At 53.7% G+C, this 16935-nt stretch carries 17 protein-coding genes and 1 other annotated feature; of the genes, 13 read left to right on the top strand and 4 right to left on the bottom strand.

Annotation, left to right across the window (positions count from 1 at the left end):
* Positions 1-19 precede the first annotated feature (19 nt).
* The 3 genes from serB to nadR all read left to right on the top strand — a co-directional run bounded on the left by serB (position 20) and on the right by nadR (position 3804).
* Positions 20-988, top strand: coding sequence for a phosphoserine phosphatase (gene serB / locus ICA20_RS21110; protein WP_038637014.1), 969 nt, complete (start codon positions 20-22; stop codon positions 986-988).
* A gap of 60 nt (positions 989-1048) precedes the next feature.
* A complete protein-coding gene (gene radA / locus ICA20_RS21105) occupies positions 1049-2431 on the top strand; it encodes a DNA repair protein RadA (RefSeq protein WP_003829944.1) in 1383 nt (460 codons plus the stop codon).
* Positions 2432-2571: 140 nt separating this feature from the next.
* Positions 2572-3804 (top strand): multifunctional transcriptional regulator/nicotinamide-nucleotide adenylyltransferase/ribosylnicotinamide kinase NadR, encoded by a 1233-nt coding sequence (nadR, locus tag ICA20_RS21100; protein WP_038637017.1) that lies wholly within the window; start codon positions 2572-2574, stop codon positions 3802-3804.
* 81 nt (positions 3805-3885) lie between these two features.
* Here nadR and ettA read toward each other — a convergent pair whose 3' ends face one another.
* Positions 3886-5553, bottom strand: a complete 1668-nt coding sequence (ettA, locus tag ICA20_RS21095) for an energy-dependent translational throttle protein EttA (RefSeq protein ID WP_038637020.1) — start codon at positions 5551-5553, stop codon at positions 3886-3888.
* 207 nt (positions 5554-5760) lie between these two features.
* Between ettA and sltY the strand changes: the two genes are divergently transcribed.
* Both sltY and trpR read left to right on the top strand, forming a co-directional pair.
* Positions 5761-7698 carry a murein transglycosylase gene (sltY, locus tag ICA20_RS21090; protein ID WP_038637023.1) on the top strand — a complete coding sequence of 646 codons (1938 nt, stop codon included), beginning with the start codon at positions 5761-5763 and terminating at the stop codon, positions 7696-7698.
* Between the two features lie 89 nt (positions 7699-7787).
* The gene (gene trpR / locus ICA20_RS21085; RefSeq protein ID WP_003837292.1) at positions 7788-8114 is read left to right on the top strand and encodes a trp operon repressor; all 327 of its coding nucleotides are present in this window, start codon (positions 7788-7790) and stop codon (positions 8112-8114) included.
* 55 nt (positions 8115-8169) lie between these two features.
* Here the strand turns inward: trpR and yjjX are convergent, their stop codons facing one another.
* Positions 8170-8685, bottom strand: coding sequence for an inosine/xanthosine triphosphatase (yjjX, locus tag ICA20_RS21080; RefSeq protein ID WP_038637026.1), 516 nt, complete (start codon positions 8683-8685; stop codon positions 8170-8172).
* Positions 8686-8737: 52 nt separating this feature from the next.
* Here yjjX and gpmB point away from each other — a divergent pair, with 52 nt between their 5' ends.
* Positions 8738-9385, top strand: coding sequence for a 2,3-diphosphoglycerate-dependent phosphoglycerate mutase GpmB (gene gpmB, locus ICA20_RS21075; protein WP_038637028.1), 648 nt, complete (start codon positions 8738-8740; stop codon positions 9383-9385).
* Here gpmB and robA read toward each other — a convergent pair.
* Entirely contained in the window at positions 9382-10251 is an 870-nt protein-coding gene (gene robA / locus ICA20_RS21070) for an MDR efflux pump AcrAB transcriptional activator RobA (RefSeq protein ID WP_038637031.1), read from the bottom strand. The genes gpmB and robA overlap by 4 nt on opposite strands.
* A gap of 211 nt (positions 10252-10462) precedes the next feature.
* Here robA and creA point away from each other — a divergent pair, with 211 nt between their 5' ends.
* Genes creA through creD form a run of 4 tightly spaced genes read left to right on the top strand, consistent with a single transcriptional unit; the run spans position 10463 to position 14481 of the window.
* Complete coding sequence (creA, locus tag ICA20_RS21065; RefSeq protein WP_038637033.1) at positions 10463-10936, top strand: protein CreA; 474 nt, start codon at positions 10463-10465, stop codon at positions 10934-10936.
* Positions 10937-10948: 12 nt separating this feature from the next.
* On the top strand, positions 10949-11638 hold the full coding sequence (creB, locus tag ICA20_RS21060) for a two-component system response regulator CreB (RefSeq protein WP_038637035.1): 690 nt from the start codon (positions 10949-10951) through the stop codon (positions 11636-11638).
* Entirely contained in the window at positions 11638-13062 is a 1425-nt protein-coding gene (creC, locus tag ICA20_RS21055) for a two-component system sensor histidine kinase CreC (RefSeq protein WP_038637036.1), read from the top strand. Before creB ends, creC begins: the two co-directional genes overlap by 1 nt.
* A gap of 57 nt (positions 13063-13119) precedes the next feature.
* Positions 13120-14481: a cell envelope integrity protein CreD gene (gene creD / locus ICA20_RS21050; RefSeq protein ID WP_038637038.1), complete on the top strand. Its 1362-nt coding sequence runs from the start codon at positions 13120-13122 to the stop codon at positions 14479-14481.
* Positions 14482-14541: 60 nt separating this feature from the next.
* On the opposite strand, the gene arcA is transcribed toward creD, so the two are convergent.
* Positions 14542-15258: a two-component system response regulator ArcA gene (gene arcA, locus ICA20_RS21045; protein WP_001194359.1), complete on the bottom strand. Its 717-nt coding sequence runs from the start codon at positions 15256-15258 to the stop codon at positions 14542-14544.
* A gap of 95 nt (positions 15259-15353) precedes the next feature.
* Here arcA and yjjY point away from each other — a divergent pair, with 95 nt between their 5' ends.
* The 3 genes from yjjY (at position 15354) to thrL (ending at position 16856) form a co-directional block, all read left to right on the top strand.
* Positions 15354-15494, top strand: coding sequence for a protein YjjY (gene yjjY, locus ICA20_RS21040; protein WP_042998021.1), 141 nt, complete (start codon positions 15354-15356; stop codon positions 15492-15494).
* A gap of 398 nt (positions 15495-15892) precedes the next feature.
* Positions 15893-16579, top strand: a complete 687-nt coding sequence (locus tag ICA20_RS21035) for a tRNA/rRNA methyltransferase (RefSeq protein ID WP_038637042.1) — start codon at positions 15893-15895, stop codon at positions 16577-16579.
* A 206-nt stretch (positions 16580-16785) separates the two neighbouring features.
* Positions 16786-16912: a sequence feature (Thr leader region), on the top strand.
* Positions 16791-16856 carry a thr operon leader peptide gene (gene thrL / locus ICA20_RS21030; RefSeq protein WP_032337689.1) on the top strand — a complete coding sequence of 22 codons (66 nt, stop codon included), beginning with the start codon at positions 16791-16793 and terminating at the stop codon, positions 16854-16856. (Overlaps the previous feature by 66 nt.)
* Positions 16913-16935: the final 23 nt, after the last annotated feature.

Here is a 16935-nt window from a genome sequence, read left to right as displayed (position 1 = left end):
CGATTTTACAGGAGCTTTAATGCCTAACATTACCTGGTGCGATCTACCTGAAGATGTCTCTCTGTGGCCAGGTCTGCCCCTCTCTTTAAGTGGCGATGAAGTCATGCCGCTGGATTACCACGCGGGCCGTAGTGGCTGGCTGCTGTATGGTCGCGGGCTGGATAAACAACGTCTCACGCAATACCAGAGCAAACTGGGCGCGGCGATGGTGATCGTGGCCGCCTGGTGCGTTGAGGATTATCAGGTGATTCGCCTGGCGGGTTCGTTAACGCCGCGTGCGGCAAAACTGGCGCATGATGCCAAACTGGATGTTGCGCCACTCGGCAAGATTCCACATCTGCGTACGCCGGGTTTGCTGGTGATGGATATGGATTCAACGGCGATCCAGATCGAGTGCATTGATGAAATCGCGAAGCTGGCCGGCACCGGTGAGATGGTTGCCGAAGTCACTGAACGTGCGATGCGCGGTGAACTGGACTTTACCGCCAGCCTGCGCAGCCGTGTGGCAACGTTGAAAGGCGCGGATGCCAATATTCTGCATCAGGTACGCGAAAATTTACCGCTGATGCCTGGTCTGACTCAACTGGTGTTGAAGCTGGAAACGCTGGGCTGGAAAGTGGCTATCGCCTCCGGCGGGTTTACTTTCTTTGCGGATTATCTGCGTAATAAGTTACGTCTGACGGCGGCTGTAGCAAACGAGCTGGAGATCATGGACGGGAAATTTACCGGCAATGTGATCGGCGATATCGTCGATGCGCAATACAAAGCCAATACGCTGACCCGTCTGGCGCAAGAGTATGAGATCCCGATGGCGCAGACGGTGGCGATCGGCGACGGCGCGAACGATCTGCCGATGATCAAAACCGCAGGGTTGGGCATTGCGTATCATGCCAAACCCAAAGTGAATGAAAAGACAGAGATTACTATCCGTCACGCCGATCTGATGGGGGTGTTCTGCATTCTCTCCGGCAGTATGAACCAGAAATAGTGTTGATGCCGGATAAGCGTCAGCGCCATCCGGCAAAAGCGTTAACGAAAGAGGTAAAACGTGGCAAAAGCTCCAAAACGCGCCTTTGTTTGTAATGAATGCGGGGCCGATTACCCGCGCTGGCAGGGGCAATGCAGCGCCTGCCAGGCCTGGAACACCATTACCGAGGTGCGCCTTGCCGCGTCGCCGACGGTGGCGCGTAACGAGCGGCTCAGTGGCTATGCCGGGAATGCGGGTGTCGCAAAAGTGCAGAAGCTGTCTGACATCAGCCTTGAGGAATTGCCGCGTTTTTCCACCGGATTTAAAGAGTTTGACCGCGTGCTGGGCGGTGGGGTGGTACCTGGCAGCGCTATTCTGATTGGCGGTAACCCTGGCGCGGGCAAATCGACGTTGCTGCTGCAAACGCTGTGCAAGCTCGCCGAGCAGATGAAAACGCTGTACGTCACCGGCGAAGAGTCGCTACAGCAGGTGGCGATGCGCGCGCATCGGCTTGGCCTGCCGACGGCGAATCTGAACATGCTGTCGGAAACCAGCATCGAACAAATTTGCCTGATTGCCGAAGAAGAACAGCCGAAGCTGATGGTGATCGACTCCATTCAGGTGATGCACATGGCGGATATTCAGTCTTCGCCGGGCAGCGTGGCGCAGGTGCGCGAAACGGCCGCTTACCTGACGCGCTTTGCCAAAACGCGCGGCGTGGCGATTGTGATGGTAGGTCATGTGACGAAAGACGGATCGCTGGCCGGGCCAAAAGTGCTGGAGCACTGTATCGACTGCTCGGTGCTGCTCGACGGCGATGCCGACTCCCGTTTCCGTACCCTGCGTAGCCATAAAAACCGCTTTGGCGCGGTGAATGAGCTGGGCGTCTTTGCCATGACCGAGCAGGGCCTGCGTGAAGTCAGCAACCCTTCCGCTATCTTCTTAAGCCGTGGCGATGAAGTTACTTCCGGTAGTTCGGTGATGGTGGTCTGGGAAGGTACGCGTCCGCTGCTGGTAGAGATTCAGGCGCTGGTCGATCACTCAATGATGGCGAACCCGCGTCGCGTGGCGGTCGGTCTGGAACAGAACCGTCTGGCGATTCTGCTGGCGGTGCTGCATCGTCACGGCGGCTTGCAGATGGCGGATCAGGATGTGTTCGTCAACGTGGTCGGTGGTGTCAAAGTCACCGAAACCAGCGCCGATCTGGCGCTGCTGCTGGCAATGGTCTCCAGCTTACGTGACAGACCGCTACCGCAGGATTTAGTGGTCTTTGGCGAAGTGGGACTGGCGGGCGAGATTCGCCCGGTGCCGAGCGGCCAGGAACGTATTTCTGAAGCGGCGAAGCATGGCTTCCGTCGGGCGATTGTGCCTGCCGCCAACGTCCCGAAAAAAGTGCCGGAAGGGATGCAGGTTTTTGGCGTTAAAAAGCTTGCAGATGCGTTAAGCGTGTTTGACGACTTATAATCCTCTGTATGCAGTGATGTTGTATAATTTGCCGGATGGCGACGCAATGCGTCTTATCCGGCCTACGGATTGATATTGTAGGCCTGATAAGCGAAGCGCCATCAGGCAGTGTTACACGATTTTTCCAGCAGGAGGCTCTTGTGTCATCGTTCGACTATCTCAAAACCGCCATAAAGCAAAAGGGCTGTACCCTGCAACAGGTGGCGGATGCCAGTGGCATGACCAAGGGATATTTAAGCCAACTGCTGAATGCCAAAATCAAAAGCCCCAGCGCGCAAAAGCTGGAGGCGCTGCACCGTTTTCTCGGGCTGGAGTTTCCGCGCCAGCAGAAAAATATCGGTGTGGTATTCGGTAAGTTTTATCCGCTGCACACCGGCCACATCTATCTTATCCAGCGTGCCTGTAGTCAGGTCGATGAGCTGCATATCATCATGGGTTATGACGATACGCGCGATCGCAGCCTGTTTGAAGACAGCGCCATGTCGCAACAGCCGACGGTGCCCGATCGTTTACGTTGGCTGCTGCAAACATTTAAATATCAGAAAAATATCCGAATTCATGCCTTCAACGAAGAGGGCATGGAGCCGTATCCGCACGGTTGGGACGTGTGGAGCAACGGCATCAAAACGTTTATGCAGGAGAAGGGGATCCAGCCAAACTGGATCTACACCTCTGAAGAGTCAGATGCCCCGCAGTATCTGAAACATCTGGGGATCGAAACGGTGCTGGTGGATCCGAAACGGACGTTTATGAGCATCAGTGGCGGGCAAATCCGCGAAAACCCGTTTCGCTATTGGGAGTATATTCCCACCGAAGTGAAGCCGTTTTTCGTGCGCACCGTGGCGATCCTTGGCGGGGAGTCGAGCGGAAAATCCACGCTGGTGAACAAGCTCGCCAATATCTTTAACACCACCAGTGCGTGGGAATACGGGCGTGATTACGTCTTCTCCCATTTGGGCGGCGACGAGATGGCGTTGCAATATTCCGACTACGATAAGATTGCCCTCGGACAAGCGCAATATATTGATTTTGCTGTCAAGTATGCCAATAAAGTGGCGTTTATCGATACCGATTTCGTGACCACTCAGGCATTCTGTAAAAAGTACGAAGGGCGTGAACACCCGTTTGTGCAGGCGCTGATTGATGAGTACCGTTTTGACCTGGTGATCCTGCTGGAAAACAACACCCCATGGGTGGCGGATGGTTTGCGTAGCCTTGGCAGCTCGGTTGACCGAAAAGCGTTTCAGTCGCTGCTGGTCGAGATGCTGCAGGAAAACAATATCGATTTCGTGCACGTTCAGGAACCTGACTACGATGGTCGATTCCTGCGCTGCGTGGAGCTGGTGAAAGAGTTGATGGGCGAGCAGAGATAGGTTAAATGCCGGATAGCGCCGCGCTTATCCGGCCTGGAAGTTGCATTAACCTCGTAGACCGGATACGGCGCTTAACGGTAATTACTTAGAAATACGCTTGTACTTGATACGCTTCGGCTCCAGAGCATCTGCGCCCAGCGTGCGTTTCTTATACTCTTCGTATTCGGTAAAGTTACCTTCGAAGAACTCAACCTTACCTTCATCCTGGTAGTCCAGAATGTGGGTGGCGATACGGTCGAGGAACCAACGGTCGTGCGAGATAACCATCGCGCAGCCCGGGAACTCCAGCAGGGCGTTTTCCAGCGCGCGCAGGGTTTCGATATCCAGGTCGTTGGTCGGTTCATCGAGCAGCAGCATGTTGCCGCCAACCTGCAGCAGCTTCGCCAGGTGCAGACGACCGCGCTCACCGCCGGACAGTTCGCCCACGCGTTTACCCTGATCCACGCCTTTGAAGTTAAAGCGGCCTACGTAGGCGCGGCTTGGCATTTCGGTGTTGCCGATCTTCATGATATCCAGCCCGCCGGAAACTTCTTCCCACACGGTTTTGCTGTTATCCATTGCGTCACGGAACTGGTCAACGGAGGCCAGCTTCACGGTTTCGCCCAGCGTGATGGTGCCGCTGTCAGGCTGTTCCTGGCCGGACATCATGCGGAACAGCGTCGATTTACCCGCGCCGTTCGGACCGATGATGCCGACGATAGCGCCTTTCGGTACCGAGAAGCTCAGGTCGTCGATCAGCACGCGATCGCCGTAGGATTTACGCAGATTGCTGACCTCAACGACTTTATCGCCCAGACGAGGTCCAGGTGGAATAAACAGTTCGTTGGTTTCGTTACGCTTCTGGTATTCGGTGTTATTCAGCTCTTCAAAGCGCGCCAGACGGGCTTTGCCCTTAGACTGGCGGCCTTTCGCGCCCTGACGCACCCACTCCAGCTCTTTCTCGATAGATTTACGACGAGCGGCTTCCTGAGAAGCTTCCTGCGCCAGACGCTGATCTTTCTGCTCCAGCCAGGAGGAGTAGTTGCCTTCCCATGGAATACCTTCGCCGCGGTCCAGCTCCAGAATCCAACCCGCAACATTGTCGAGGAAGTAACGGTCGTGGGTAATCGCCACGACGGTACCCTCGAAGTCGTGCAGGAAGCGTTCCAGCCAGGCGACGGATTCGGCATCCAGGTGGTTGGTTGGTTCGTCGAGCAGCAGCATGTCTGGTTTTTCCAGCAGCAGGCGGCACAGCGCGACGCGGCGGCGTTCACCACCGGAAAGGTTCTCGATTTTGGCATCCCAGTCCGGCAGACGCAGGGCGTCAGCGGCACGCTCGAGCTGCACGTTCAGGTTATGGCCGTCGTGCGCCTGAATAATCTCTTCAAACTTGCCCTGCTGCGCGGCCAGTTTATCGAAGTCGGCGTCCGGTTCTGCGTACTTGGCATACACTTCATCCAGGCCTTTCAGGGCGTTAACGACTTCGGCCACCGCTTCTTCAACAGACTCACGGACGGTGTGTTCCGGGTTCAGTTTTGGTTCCTGCGGCAGGTAGCCGATTTTAATGCCCGGCTGTGGGCGAGCTTCGCCTTCGATTTCGGTATCAATGCCGGCCATGATGCGCAGCAGGGTAGATTTACCCGCGCCGTTCAGACCGAGTACACCGATTTTGGCGCCAGGGAAGAAGCTCAGTGAGATGTTTTTAAGAATATGACGTTTCGGCGGAACGACTTTGCCGACACGATGCATGGTATAAACGAATTGAGCCACGTGGACTTCGCCTCTTTTATAGTGATGAATAGAGTTATCAAAAGCGAAGTGTAGCCTTTTTCATTGCCCAATCCCAGCCAGCAGATCTCACTCGCAACAAAAGTAAAAAAGTGTCCGTGACGTGGCGCATTCTGCAATGTCTGGTTAGCATGAATGAATTAAGCGGCATGATGCTGCACAGACGTAACATGACAAGAGGAAGAGCTTGTGGACAAAGCCAAACAATTTACCTGGCGCCTGCTGGCGGCCAGCGTATGTCTGCTGACGGTCAGTCAAGTGGCGCGAGCCGATTCCCTGGATGAGCAGCGCAATCGCTATGCGCAAATTAAGCAGGCCTGGGACAACCGACAGATGGATGTCGTAGAGCAGATGATGCCCGGCCTGAAGAACTATCCTCTGTATCCCTATCTGGAATATCGTCAGATTACTGACGATCTGATGAATCAGCCGACTATTACCGTCACCAATTTTGTGCGCGCCAACCCGACGCTGCCCCCGGCGCGTACTCTGCAATCGCGTTTTGTGAATGAACTGGCGCGACGGGAAGACTGGCGTGGACTGCTGGCGTTTAGCCCGGAAAAACCGGGTACCACGGAAGCGCAATGTAACTATTACTTCGCGAAATGGAGTACCGGACAAACCGAAGAGGCCTGGCGGGGCGCGAAAGAGCTGTGGCTGACCGGGAAAAGTCAGCCGAACGCCTGTGACAAATTATTCGGCGTATGGCGCGCCTCAGGCACTCAGGATCCGCTGGCTTATCTGGAGCGTATTCGTCTGGCGATGAAAGCGGGCAATACGGGGCTGGTCACCGCGCTGGCCGGGCAAATGCCTGGGGAGTACCAGACGATTGCGTCGGCAATCATCGCGCTGGCTAACGATCCAAACACCGTAATGACCTTTGCGCGCACCACTGGCGCAACGGATTTCACCCGGCAGATGGCGGCGGTGGCTTTTGCCAGCGTGGCGCGTCAGGATGTCGAAAACGCCCGCCTGATGATCCCCTCTTTGGTGCAGGCGCAGCAGTTAAATGACGAGCAGACTCAGGAGCTGCGCGACATCGTCGCCTGGCGTCTGATGGGCAATGACGTCACCGACGAGCAGGCGAAATGGCGTGATGATGCGATTATGCGCTCAAATTCCACCTCGCTTGTGGAGCGTCGCGTGCGGATGGCGCTGGGAACTGGCGATCGTCGCGGCCTGAATACCTGGCTGGCGCGTCTGCCGATGGATGCAAAAGAAAAAGACGAGTGGCGCTACTGGCAAGCGGATCTGCTGCTGGAGCGCGGACGCGAGGCGGAAGCGAAAGAGATCCTGCATCAACTCATGCAGCAGCGCGGTTTCTACCCGATGGTGGCGGCGCAACGCCTCGGCGAAGAGTACGAGCTGAAGGTGGATAAAGCGCCAGCGAACGTTGACTCTGCGCTGACTCAGGGACCGGAAATGGCGCGCGTACGCGAGCTGATGTACTGGAATCTGGATAATACCGCGCGCAGTGAATGGGCAAATCTGGTCACCAGCCGCACCAAGTCCGAGCAGGCGCAGCTGGCGCGCTACGCGTTTAACAATCATTGGTGGGATCTGAGCGTACAGGCGACGATCGCCGGTAAACTATGGGATCATCTGGAAGAGCGCTTCCCGCTGGCCTATAAAGATCTGTTTACCCGCTATACCAGCGGGAAAGATATTCCGCCAAGTTATGCGATGGCGATCGCGCGTCAGGAAAGCGCCTGGAACCCGAAAGTGAAATCGCCGGTTGGCGCCAGTGGGCTGATGCAGATTATGCCGGGCACCGCAACGCACACGGTGAAAATGTTCTCGATTCCGGGTTACAGTAGTCCGAGTCAACTGCTGGATCCTGATACCAACATCAACATTGGCACCAGCTATTTGCAGTATGTTTATCAGCAATTTGGCAATAACCGCATCTTTGCATCGGCGGCCTATAACGCCGGACCGGGGCGTGTGCGCACCTGGCTGGGCAATAGCGCAGGTCGGATCGATGCCGTGGCGTTTGTCGAAAGCATTCCGTTCTCAGAGACGCGTGGTTATGTGAAGAACGTGCTGGCTTACGATGCGTACTATCGTTATTTCCTTGGCGATAAACCGGAGCTGATGAGCGACGCAGAATGGCAACGTCGTTACTGATCGCATCGGTTGTGTTATGCTATCGTACTCGTTAGAGAGTACAAAAAGGGGAGGCAAGCACGCTTCCCCCACAACGATGGCGATATCTTATGACTCAGCAATCACCCTATTCAGCAGAGATGGCAGAACAGCGTCACCAGGAGTGGTTACGTTTTGTCGACTTACTTAAACACGCCTATGAGCAAGATTTACATCTGCCGCTACTCAATTTGATGTTGACGCCGGATGAGCGCGAAGCGTTGGGCACGCGCGTGCGTATCATTGAAGAGCTGTTGCGCGGCGAGATGAGCCAGCGCGAGCTGAAAAATGAGCTTGGGGCGGGCATCGCCACCATTACGCGCGGTTCGAACAGCCTGAAATCCGCGCCGGTGGATCTGCGCCAGTGGCTGGAGCAGGTACTGCTCGGGAAAAATTGATCCGCCGGATGCGGCTTTGCCTTATCCGGCCTACGATTGAACATCCGGCACAATGCTATAAATACACCGCGTTATGAAACGGACTAAGCGCCAGAATGACCGCCTGATGGTAAACGCTTGAGCGCGTCAGCTTACCCGCGGTAAATACGCCAATCGCGCCCTCTTTACGACCAATCTCATCAATGCCTGTGTACTGCGACATCACCGGGCCAAGCGCTTCTCCCTGGCGGACTCTGTCGAGAATAACGGCGGGCAGCGGCAGCGTGGCCGATCGCGCTTCACCGCGCTGAACGCCGTTATCAATTACCACCCAACTGAAGGTGGCGTCATCGTCAATTCCAGCTTCGATGGCTACCCAGAAATCAGCTTGTGGATGCAGGCGGCGCGCATTATCCACGCGATTTCGTGCGCCAGTGCGCGTTTCCTGGCTTCCAAAAGGCTGTTCCGGTACGCCGCTCTCGACGGCGACGGGTTCGATATGGCAGGATCCTTCCCCGAAAATCTCTTCAAATGCCCGGAGAATTGCCTGAATTTTGGCAGGATTGGTGGTAGCAGAGATAACCTTGTGCATAATAAAGCTCAGTTTGAAAATTCATCGCATCGCAGTATAACGGAAAAAAAGCATGTTACAGGTATACCTTGTTCGCCATGGTGAAACGCAGTGGAACGCCGAGCGACGTATTCAAGGCCAGTCAGACAGCCCACTGACCGCTAAAGGTGAGCAGCAGGCCATGCAGGTTGGTGAACGCGCCCGCTCATTGGGTATTACGCATGTCATCAGTAGTGATTTAGGTCGTACACGACGCACAGCAGAAATCATCGCTCAGGCTTGTGGTTGTGATATCACTTATGACTCCCGGCTGCGTGAACTGAATATGGGCGTGCTGGAAAAACGTCATATCGACACGCTGACGTCTGAAGAAGAGGGCTGGCGTCGTCAGTTGGTGAACGGTACGGTTGATGGGCGTATTCCGGAAGGGGAATCGATGCAGGAGTTGAGCGATCGCGTCAACGCGGCGCTGGCAGCCTGCCTGGACCTTCCGCAGGGGAGCCGCCCACTGTTGGTGAGCCACGGTATCGCGCTGGGCTGCCTGGTGAGTACGATTCTGGGATTGCCGGCATGGGCCGAACGTCGCCTGCGTCTGCGCAATTGCTCTATTTCCCGCGTTGATTACCAGGAAAGTTTATGGCTTGCGCCGGGATGGGTGGTTGAAACGGCAGGGGACATCTCACATCTGGACGCCCCTGCGTTGGATGAGCTGCAGCGTTAGCGGCGAATCGGTATCAGGAATTCGCAGCGCAGGTTGATCGGGCGATCTCCCGCTTTGGCATCTTCTGCCGGGTAGTATCGCTCGATATCCTGCCCTTTACGGCGGGTCAGGTTTAGCATCGGCATGCAGGTGCCGTATACCGTCAGGATAAACTCCTGTACGCCAGTCCCCAGCCCTTCATAGGTAAACATCACGTACTCGCCGCCCTGCAGCAGGATAGGCTGCGCCGACGGTACATAGCCATTGGCTTGTTCCGGCGTCAGTGCCGTGGTGTAAAACACTTCTTGTTCGTCGTCCTTTTCAATGCTCGGACGCGTTTCGTTCAGCCCGTACAGCACCGGCGGGATTGAAGGCGCATGGCCAAGGAAGTCGCGCCAGAACTGAATACGCATTTCATGACGGAAATCTGAAATCTGTTCCAGCGAGCAGGAATAGCTTTGCGTGGTGCCCAGCAGTTGCGTATCTTCCAGCGTCACAAACTCGTGCGCAGGCATAGCAAATTCACCGAGTCGCATTGGCGGGCGAATACCAAAAGCGCTCCATTCCGGCGAGCGGCGATACAGCGCTGGCGTCTGAGAAAACTGTTTCTTGAACGCGCGGGTAAAGGTTTGTTGAGAGTCGAAGCGGTATTGCAGGGCAATATCCAAAATAGGGCGCGCAGTCAGGCGAAGCGCCACTGCGGATTTCGATAAACGACGGGCGCGGATATAGGCGCCAATAGCATGGCCCGTCACGTCCTTAAACATTCTCTGCAGGTGCCACTTGGAATAGCCTGCTTTTGCCGCCACATTGTCAAGCGACAAAGGCTGATCCAGATGACCTTCCAGCCAGATTAATAGGTCGCGAATAATGCCAGCCTGATCCATAAAATATCCTCATCCTTTCAACAACGAGTACCTGACGTCAGGTATGAGGATAATAGCATTTTTTGTTGTTTTAGCATTCAGTGTTTTTTTTGCTCATAAATGCTTTTTTTGGACATTCGAAAGCGTGATTATTGTAATCCTGTGATCTGTATACGTTTTATCTTAGAATGTCGAATAATTACCCAGAGTAACTTTTAAGAATGGTAACAATATGAAATATAAGAGCTTAGCCATTTCCTCAATTTTGCTGATGTTGGCGCAAGTCGCCCATGCGGAGCAGATTGGATCTGTCGATACGGTGTTCAAAATGTTTGGGCCGGACCATAAAATTGTGGTCGAGGCGTTTGACGATCCGGATGTGACCAATGTGACCTGCTACGTGAGTCGTGCCAAGACCGGCGGCATCAAAGGTGGGTTGGGGCTGGCTGAAGATACCTCTGATGCCGCCATCTCCTGCCAGCAGGTAGGACCGGTGGAACTGAGCGACAGAATCAAGAACGGTAAAGCGCAAGGCGAAGTGGTGTTTAAAAAACGGACCTCGCTGGTGTTTAAGTCCTTACAGGTCGTACGTTTTTATGACGCAAAACGTAATGCGCTGGCCTATCTGGCCTATTCAGATAAAGTGGTTGATGGATCGCCCAAAAATGCCATCAGCGCTGTGCCCATTATGCCGTGGCGGCAATAACAAGGAAGCAAAATGCAACAGCCGTTGATCTGGTTGGTTGAGGATGAGCAGGGCATCGCGGATACGCTTATTTACATGCTGCAGCAGGAAGGCTTTCGCGTAGAAGCGTTTGAGCGCGGGCTGCCGGTGCTGGAAAATGCGCGCCAGAGATGCCCCGATGCGATAATTCTGGACGTCGGCCTGCCGGATATCAGTGGTTTTGAGCTGTGTCGACGCCTGCTGGAACGCCATCCGGCGCTGCCGATCCTCTTTCTCACCGCGCGCAGCGATGAAGTGGACCGCCTGCTGGGGCTGGAGATCGGCGCGGATGATTATGTTGCCAAACCCTTCTCGCCGCGTGAGGTGTGCGCCCGCGTACGTACACTGCTGCGGCGGGTGCAAAAATTCGCCTCTCCTTCCACAACGACGCGCTGCGGGGATTTTGAGCTTAATGAGCTGGCCGCGCAGATTACCTGGTTCGGTATACCGTTAACTCTGACGCGCTATGAATTCCTGTTGCTGAAAACACTGCTGATGTCGCCGGGGCGCATTTACTCTCGCCAGCAATTGATGGATTTAGTCTGGGCCGATGCGCAGGACACCTTCGACAGAACGGTCGATACCCACATCAAAACGCTGCGAGCCAAACTACGGGCGATCAACCCTGAGATCTCGCCCATTAATACGCATCGCGGTATGGGATACAGCCTGAGGAGCGTCTGATGCGCATTGGTATGCGTTTGCTGCTCGGCTATTTCCTGATTGTCGCCGTTGCCGCCTGGTTCGTGTTGTCGATCTTTGTGCAGGAAATTAAGCCTGGCGTCCGCCGGGCGACTGAAGGCACATTGATTGATACCGCCACGTTGCTGGCTGCGCTGGCGCGTGATGATTTACTCTCTGACGCGCCCGCCAACGGTAAGCTGGCGCAGGCATTTTCCCAACTGCATAACCGCCCATTCCGTGCCAATATCAGCGGCATTAACAAAGTGCGTAATGAATACCATGTCTATATGACGGACGCGCAGGGTAAGGTGCTGTTTGATTCCGCTAACCAAGCGGTCGGCCAGGACTATTCCCGTTGGAATGACGTGTGGTTAACGTTGCGTGGGCAGTATGGCGCCCGCAGTACGTTGCAAGATCCGAACGATCCGGAAAGTTCGGTAATGTACGTTGCCGCGCCGATCGTTGACGGCGGGCGTATTATCGGGGTGCTTAGCGTTGGCAAACCCAATGCGGCGATGGCGCCGGTGATTAAACGCAGTGAACGGCGGATGCTGTGGGCCAGCGCGGTATTGCTGGGGATCGCCTTAGTGATTGGCGCGGGGATGGTATGGTGGATCAACCGTTCTATTGCCCGACTGGCGCGCTATGCCGATTCCGTTACTGAGAATCGCCCCGTCCCACTACCTGATTTAGGCAGCAGCGAGCTACGTAAACTGGCGCAGGCGCTGGAAAGTATGCGTCTGAAGCTGGAGGGTAAGAATTATATTGAGCAGTACGTTTATGCGTTAACGCATGAACTCAAAAGTCCGCTGGCGGCCATTCGCGGCGCGGCGGAAATTTTGCGCGAAGGCCCGCCGCCGAACGTGGTGGCGCGTTTTACCGATAATATTCTGGTACAAAATGCGCGCATGCAGGCGCTGGTTGAAACCTTGTTACGCCAGGCGCGGCTGGAGAATCGCCAGGACATTACGTTGACGCCGGTGGCGGTAGATGCGCTGTTTGCCCAGCTCAAAGAGGCCCGGAGCGTGCAACTGGCGGCAAAAAACATCACGCTGACCATTATGCCTTCATCGCTTAGCGTTGATGCCGATCCCGCGCTGCTGGAGCAGGCATTGGGGAATTTGCTCGACAACGCTATCGACTTTACGCCGCAGGACGGGACGATTGTGCTCAGCGCGCATCAGCACGAGGATCAGGTCACGTTGCAGGTTACCGACAGCGGCAGCGGGATCCCTGACTTTGCGTTGCCGCGTATTTTTGAACGCTTCTACTCGCTGCCCCGTGAAAATGGGCTTAAGAGCAGCGGATTGGGACTGGCGTTTGTCAGTGAGGTTGCGCGACTGCATGCAGGCTCGGTGACCTTACGCAATCGACCGGAAGGTGGGGCACAGGCTTCGTTTACGCTTCACCGTCACTTCACATAACTTCAAATTCCCCGCACATAGCTGTTCTACCTTGCTGGTATTGCAAAGGAGAACGCTATGTTGAAATCACCCCTGTTCTGGAAAATCGTCACCTTAGGTGGCGCCATGCTGTTGCTGTTAATTCCCCTGACAATGGTCAGGCAGATAATCGTTGAGCGATCGGACTATCGCCATGACGTTGAAGATGCAATCCGCCAGAGCACCAGCGGACCGCAAAAGATGGTCGGCCCGTTGATTGCCATTCCGGTGACGGAACTTTATACCGAGCTGGAAGAGGGTAAAGAGGTCCAGCGTAAACGCAGCTATATCCATTTCTGGCTACCGGAATCGTTGGTCGTCGAGGGAAGCCAAAACGTTGAAGCGCGTAAAATTGGTATTTATGAAGGCCAGGTCTGGCATAACGATTTGGCGGTGAAAGCCGAGTTTAACGCTGAACGTTTGAGTGATTTAAACCATCCTAATGTCAGTATCGGCAAACCGTTCATAGTGGTGGGCGTGGGGGATGCGCGTGGGATCGGCGTGGTGAAAGCCCCCCTGGTCAACGGCACGTCGCTGGCCGTGGAGCCAGGAACAGGTCTGGCGGGTCGTGCTCAGGGGATCCATATTCCGCTACCCAACGCGAGCTGGACGGCGCAAAATCTCAGCATGGCGCTGTCGCTTAATTTGAGCGGAACCGGCGACTTCTCCGTCGTTCCGGTTGGCCGTAACAGTGAAATGACCTTAACCAGCAATTGGCCGCATCCCAACTTTCTTGGGGATTTTCTTCCGGCTAAGCGCGAAATCAGTGAGTCTGGATTCAATGCCCAGTGGCAAAGCAGCTGGTTTGCTAATAACCTCGGCGAACGCTTTGATGGTGAAAAGATTGGCTGGGAGGGAATGCCTGCATTTAGCGTCGCTGTCGCCACCCCTGCGGATCAGTATCAATTGACGGACAGGGCGACAAAATATGCCATTTTGCTGATTGTGCTGACCTTTATGTCTTTCTTTGTGCTTGAAAGCATGACCAGCCTTCGACTGCACCCGATGCAGTACCTGCTGGTGGGGTTATCGCTGGTGATGTTTTATCTGTTGCTGCTGGCGTTGTCAGAACACATTGGTTTTACCGCCGCGTGGATTACGGCAAGCCTTGTGGGCGCATTGATGAACGGTGTATATCTGCAGGCGATATTACAGGGTTGGCGCAAGAGTATTTTGTTCACCGTAGCGCTGCTGGGGCTGGATGGCGTGATGTGGGTGTTGCTCCGTTCGCAGGACAGTTCTTTACTGCTTGGCACCAGCGTGCTGTTATTCGCGCTGTGTGGCGTGATGTTCCTGACGCGTCATCTTGACTGGCACTCGCTGGCGCAGCCAAAACCAATGTCGAAAGCGCTTCCTGAGCCGCAACCCGATGAGAGTGATGAATTACGTATATGGAAATAGCGGAGCGGTGAAATGAAAAACGGCGCATAAAGCGCCGTTTTTATACATGTAAGGATCGAATTAATCCTGCAGGTCGCCGCAGAAACGGTAGCCTTCACCGTGGATGGTAGCGATGATTTCTGGCGTATCCGGCGTTGATTCGAAATGTTTACGAATGCGGCGGATAGTCACGTCAACGGTACGGTCATGTGGCTTCAGTTCGCGACCGGTCATTTTTTTCAGCAGTTCTGCGCGAGACTGGATTTTGCCAGGATTCTCACAGAAGTGAAGCATGGCGCGGAATTCGCTGCGTGGCAGTTTATACTGCTCGCCATCAGGACCAATCAGAGAGCGGCTGTTGATGTCCAGCTCCCAGCCATTGAACTTGTAGCTCTCGACGCTACGGCGTTCTTCGCTGACGGTACCCAGATTCATGGTACGCGACAGCAGGTTACGAGCACGGATAGTCAGTTCGCGCGGGTTAAACGGTTTGGTGATGTAATCGTCGGCGCCGATTTCGAGGCCGAGAATTTTATCGACTTCGTTATCACGGCCCGTCAGGAACATCAGCGCAACGTTAGCTTGTTCGCGGAGTTCGCGCGCTAACAGGAGACCATTTTTCCCAGGCAGATTGATATCCATAATCACAAGGTTGATGTCATATTCAGAGAGAATCTGATGCATTTCCGCGCCATCTGTCGCTTCGAATACATCATAGCCTTCTGCTTCGAAAATGCTTTTCAACGTGTTGCGTGTTACTAACTCGTCTTCAACGATAAGAATGTGCGGGGTCTGCATGTTTGCTACCTAAATTGCCAACTAAATCGAAACAGGAAGTACAAAAGTCCCTGACCTGCCTGATGCATGCCGTAAATTAACATGATCGGCGTAACATGACTAAAGTACGTAATTGCGTTCTTGATGCACTTTCCATCAACGTCAACAACATCATTAGCTTGGTCGTGGGTAGTTTCCCTCTGGACCCGACAGTGTCAAAAACGGCTGTCATCCTAACCATTTTAACAGCAACATAACAGGCTAAGACGTACCGGACACCCAATAAAACTACGCTTCGTTGACATATATCAAGTTCAATTGTAGCACGTTAACAGTTTGATGAAATCAACGCATCCAAATGTTTGCTTTCATCACAAAATTGCAATATTACAACTAGTTGCACGAGCTAATTAATAAATGTAATGAATCCAACCAATGCTATCCATTTTAAATTAAATTATCATGGATAAACAGCAGGATATGCAACTTTTGTTAACATAAAAAGCAATAGTACAGGTTGGAAATAGTTTAGCATTTTTTATTGGATGCGAAATCCTTTTTCAGTGATTTCTGTTAAAAATATGTAAATTCGCGCTGCGTAATATGTTGATGTGCGTCACATTATTACCTGCCGACTGGCCAAAAGAGTATCGAAATGCGTTTAACAATTATTCTGGTTGCCCCTGCCAGAGCGGAAAATATTGGTGCGGCTGCCCGCGCGATGAAGACCATGGGATTCACTCAATTGCGGATCGTGGACAGCGAGGCCCACCTGGAGCCTGCAACGCGATGGGTCGCACATGGTTCGGGCGATATTATTGATAATATTAGCGTTTTTCCAACGCTAGCCGAAGCGTTGCACGACGTTGATTTTACCGTGGCGACCACGGCGCGCAGTCGGGCGAAGTTTCATTATTACGCCACGCCGGTCGAACTCGTTCCTCTGTTGCAGGAAAAATCCGCGTGGATGGATCACGCCGCGCTGGTGTTTGGGCGCGAAGATTCCGGGCTGACCAACGAAGAATTAGCACTGGCGGATGTCCTTACCGGGGTACCGATGGTGGCTGACTACCCTTCACTCAATCTGGGACAGGCGGTGATGGTGTATTGCTATCAATTAGCAGGTTTAATACAACAACCGGCCAAAAATAATGAGGTAGCGGATGAACTTCAGTTGCAGGCATTGCGTGCGCGCGTTTTACGTTTATTAGCCACGCTGAACGTTTCTGACGACATCAAACTCACCGACTGGCTGCAACAGCGAATGGGCTTATTAGGGCAGCGAGACACGGCAATGCTGCACCGTTTTTTACATGATATAGAAAAAAACATAACAAAATAAAATGCTGGTTAATGTTTTATCATTGGCGTTTTGTTTTGGTTTCAAGTGGGTCGGACATGCTGTATTGGTTGAAAGTAAAAGGGCAAGCAGTGGCTCATGAACAAGTTTCGGAATGTGATCAATTTAAAAATTTATTGACTTAGGTCAGCAGATACTTTAACCCTAAAAGAATACAAGACAGACAGATAATAATTACAGAGCACACAACATCATGAAACGCATCAGCATCACCATTACCACAACCATCACCATTACCACAGGTAACGGTGCGGGCTGACGCGTACAGGAAACACAAGAAAAAGCCCGCACCTAAACAGTGCGGGCTTTTTTTTCGACCAAAGGCAATGAGGTAAACC

Source organism: Citrobacter sp. C5_2 (genome assembly GCF_014596845.2).
GTDB classification, from domain to species: domain Bacteria; phylum Pseudomonadota; class Gammaproteobacteria; order Enterobacterales; family Enterobacteriaceae; genus Citrobacter; species Citrobacter werkmanii.
Note: the sequence above shows the minus strand (reverse complement) of the source record. Positions and strands in the feature narration are given on the sequence as shown.

Bases quoted from the DNA above. Each gene is read 5' to 3' on its own strand.
- serB (WP_038637014.1), top strand. From the start codon at position 20: ATGCCTAACATTACCTGGTGCGATCTACCTGAAGATGTCTCTCTGTGG.
- arcA (WP_001194359.1), bottom strand. From the start codon at position 15,258: ATGCAGACCCCGCACATTCTTATCGTTGAAGACGAGTTAGTAACACGC.
- gpmB (WP_038637028.1), top strand. From the start codon at position 8,738: ATGTTACAGGTATACCTTGTTCGCCATGGTGAAACGCAGTGGAACGCC.
- yjjY (WP_042998021.1), top strand. From the start codon at position 15,354: ATGACTAAAGTACGTAATTGCGTTCTTGATGCACTTTCCATCAACGTC.
- creC (WP_038637036.1), top strand. From the start codon at position 11,638: ATGCGCATTGGTATGCGTTTGCTGCTCGGCTATTTCCTGATTGTCGCC.
- creA (WP_038637033.1), top strand. From the start codon at position 10,463: ATGAAATATAAGAGCTTAGCCATTTCCTCAATTTTGCTGATGTTGGCG.
- robA (WP_038637031.1), bottom strand. From the start codon at position 10,251: ATGGATCAGGCTGGCATTATTCGCGACCTATTAATCTGGCTGGAAGGT.
- yjjX (WP_038637026.1), bottom strand. From the start codon at position 8,685: ATGCACAAGGTTATCTCTGCTACCACCAATCCTGCCAAAATTCAGGCA.
- creD (WP_038637038.1), top strand. From the start codon at position 13,120: ATGTTGAAATCACCCCTGTTCTGGAAAATCGTCACCTTAGGTGGCGCC.
- trpR (WP_003837292.1), top strand. From the start codon at position 7,788: ATGACTCAGCAATCACCCTATTCAGCAGAGATGGCAGAACAGCGTCAC.
- creB (WP_038637035.1), top strand. From the start codon at position 10,949: ATGCAACAGCCGTTGATCTGGTTGGTTGAGGATGAGCAGGGCATCGCG.
- ICA20_RS21035 (WP_038637042.1), top strand. From the start codon at position 15,893: ATGCGTTTAACAATTATTCTGGTTGCCCCTGCCAGAGCGGAAAATATT.